A 3,050-nucleotide genomic window follows, 5' to 3' on the forward strand; every position below is an offset into this window, starting at 1 on the left:
GGCTCTTCTTCATCAAGAGCATACATAAGGAAGAAGTCAAAAATATCAAGTGGGGACTTTGCCATTACCGAGTTTCCTCAAATCGAGCAACCCCATCTCGCCTAACAATTCGGTATGCCCTGTCCGCCGCTTCAACGAGAACCGGATTATGAGTGACAAGTAAGATGTCTATCCCAAGCTGTTTACTGATTAACCTCAAGAACTTTCCCACATTAACCACATAGTTTCCATCAAGAGCAGGAAGAGTTTCGTCCAAGATCAACACTGGACGAAGCCCTCTCCGGAGTATGATGAGAATACGGAGCAATACCGACTGGAGAGTAGTTACCGCACCCCCAAATGAATCGTTGCCCCCACCCTCAATAACTACCCCATCCCCACGAGTCTGAACCGTCACAAGGTCTACTGAAACCTTTCCCCGCTGCACATCTACAACTGACTTTACAGCAAGATGTTGGTCGGGGAACACCGCCTGAAGTCCCTCAGTTTGTAGCCGTTCAATCGCCTGTACACTGAGGGTAACCTCTCGGTCTATGAGCCCTCGTAATAACGTCGCCACGAGGTCCGTTAACCCTAACTCGGTGTCCAGACGTTTGATGTCAGTTTCTACTGTCCGAAGACTCGCAACTACGGCATCCCGTTGACCTTTGGCTCGTTCAACCTGAGCCCGCAGGTTCGTGGCAGCCCCGAGAGGGAGCATGGACTATCATGCCCCCAACTCACGCAACCATGCTAAGACGACCAAATACTCGTCTTGTGAATCAGACTTCGCCTCATCCCCGAATCGACGGGAAACAAACCGCAGATACCCTGAGTTGTTCCTGACGTTGACCCCCACCTCAACATTGTCAACCTTTGCCAAGGCCAAGATCTTGTCCAGGGACTCACAATTCACCATAAACCCCTTCGGAAGTGGTGGTGCCTCCGCCTGAATCGTTTCCCCCGTACAAGGAATCGGAATAATGGTCTGCTTCCCCCTCTTCGTCCACATCCCCATACGAAGTGGGCCATCAGCTTCCCGCTCCAGCAACAACCTCTTATCCTCCTTGGCTGCCCCCGAACGCAATACCCCAATAACCGTCCGCATGTCCCCAACCGAAAACTTCCACACATTCTGGTCATCCCCGGGACGACCAAATGGCCGGAAAGCATCTTCAAACCGAGAAGCCCCAAACAAAGCCCCATCCCCCCTTCGGAACAACACCGCCCTACGGTGTTCCAGAACGGTCACGTTGTCTTGACCACATGTCCCTAAAAAGGAAATGACCCCGGAGGCATCCTTGATATGGATACGCATCTTCGATGCTTCCAGTCCACGTACCGTCACCGCAGCAGCAGTGACACGATCCGTAGAATAGAAAACACCATCTAACACCTCACATACACATATCTTTCGGTCACGACTTTCCTGGGTGCTGGCAAACTGCCGGGAAAAGTCCAATGCCTGAACTATCCGCTCGGCAGACATTGTAGCCGTCTCCTGAGCCTCCTTGAGAGTCTGATCCCAGTAGGGGAAATTAGATCCATCTAGAGACTGAAACCCCTGTGACCAAGAAGGGGTCCGTACCTCTGAGTCCACCTTATCAGTATCAATAACAAGAGCAGTACCATCAGGTGTGTAGCTCAAAAGCTGCTTCAACCTCCACCCCTCAATGGTAAAAGCGTCCCCCTCCGTCCCACCCTCCACACAGGCTCCCGTCACAGGGGCCGATGAGAAAAGAGAATCACAACTGGTCAAGACTTCTACCCCAAACACCCCCCCGTCCTTAGCACGAATCCGAAACAAGAAATGCGTCTTCAGGTCATCATCATTTCCGGTCCCTAAACTAGAGGACACAAGAGAAAGTGCGTCTTGCAAATCAGATTTGGCGACTGTGATGTTCATGTGGACTCCCTCAAAAATGGCGCCAGGGCAGTTTCTCCCTGACGAATACGGTCCTCCAGACCGGCTACGGAAGTTTCATACCTCTCCTGAAGCTTTCGAATGACCTCTCCGATCTTATCAGGGTCCACCTTCTTCTGACGACACTCGGCCTCGACACTGGCTAACTCTTGTCGGGCTACATCAAGACGACCCTGAACCCGCTCTACGTTACGTATCAGTTCATCCCGACGCTTTACAGCATCCGTCAGGCGTTGACGTGAATCGAAATCAGCCACGTCCTGTTCTACCCGTTTTGCCAACCAAAGTACGACTACAAATCAATGACCTCTAGACCGGTAGACTCAGGCAACCCCCCAGAAGGAGAGCGCCGATTAGAAACCCTCTGTGCCTGCCTTTCTGGGCATACCGACTCGTAATCGCAGAACTTACAAGTCTTAGGGACAGGCTTCGCCTCAAACTGTTGCTTTTCAATGAGTTTCACGGTATCCACGGCTCTTTGCCCGAGACCCTTGAGATCATCCTTGGTGCAATTCACCCACTCTACCCCCTGCTCAATCCCCCCTGTCTCTTTCCCTTCCGCATCTAGCACGGGAGCCCCAAACGGGTAGCGGTAGTATACAAACCCAAGACGGTCAGGGATAGCCTGATAGACCAAGTAAAAACAGAGGGCATACCACCGAAGCTGGTCAGGATCCGTATGCACCCCTACCCCCTTGCGACCATCTCGATAACGCTTACCGTTCTTACCGTCCAGTATCGTAACACCTTTCCCCGGATCGGATTCCCGGCGAATCACCACGTCTGCCCGTCCTCCAACAGGAGTGTATTTGTTGACATACCCAAGTAAATCCACTTCCGCCCGAGCGTAAGGCCCAAGCAAATGATGGGCTTGCAACGTCCGCAAATACCCCAACACACCATCCTTGATGACCTTCTCAAGCTCGACCCTAGGGGGGGCCAATCTCCAATCAATGTAACGTTTTGCCAGCTCAACCTTCATCGCCTCTTGAGCTAGGTCCAACAAACGATCCACCAATTGTTTACCCCGGAGCAGACTCCACAGCTCATCGTTATAGAATCGCTCCACCACCGATTGAATGACCACCCCTAACACCGCATGGTGTTCGGACTTCTGATAAGGCTTGGGTTTAGGTCGGCCAGGACC

3 protein-coding genes are annotated in these 3,050 nt (G+C 52.2%); all 3 read right to left on the minus strand.

The features are described from left to right. Positions 1-706: 706 nt before the first annotated feature. Positions 707-1,468: a hypothetical protein gene (locus HWQ67_RS15335; protein WP_218253560.1), complete on the minus strand. Its 762-nt coding sequence runs from the start codon at positions 1,466-1,468 to the stop codon at positions 707-709. A gap of 413 nt (positions 1,469-1,881) precedes the next feature. Next, positions 1,882-2,184, minus strand: a complete 303-nt coding sequence (locus HWQ67_RS15340; RefSeq protein WP_218253561.1) for a hypothetical protein — start codon at positions 2,182-2,184, stop codon at positions 1,882-1,884. A gap of 11 nt (positions 2,185-2,195) precedes the next feature. Continuing rightward, positions 2,196-3,050 (minus strand): PD-(D/E)XK nuclease family protein (locus tag HWQ67_RS15345; RefSeq protein ID WP_218253562.1); only part of this gene is annotated, 855 nt, incomplete at its 5' end.

The sequence above is a fragment of the Candidatus Magnetobacterium casense genome (assembly GCF_019173545.1).
GTDB lineage: Bacteria > Nitrospirota > Thermodesulfovibrionia > Thermodesulfovibrionales > Magnetobacteriaceae > Magnetobacterium > Magnetobacterium cryptolimnobacter.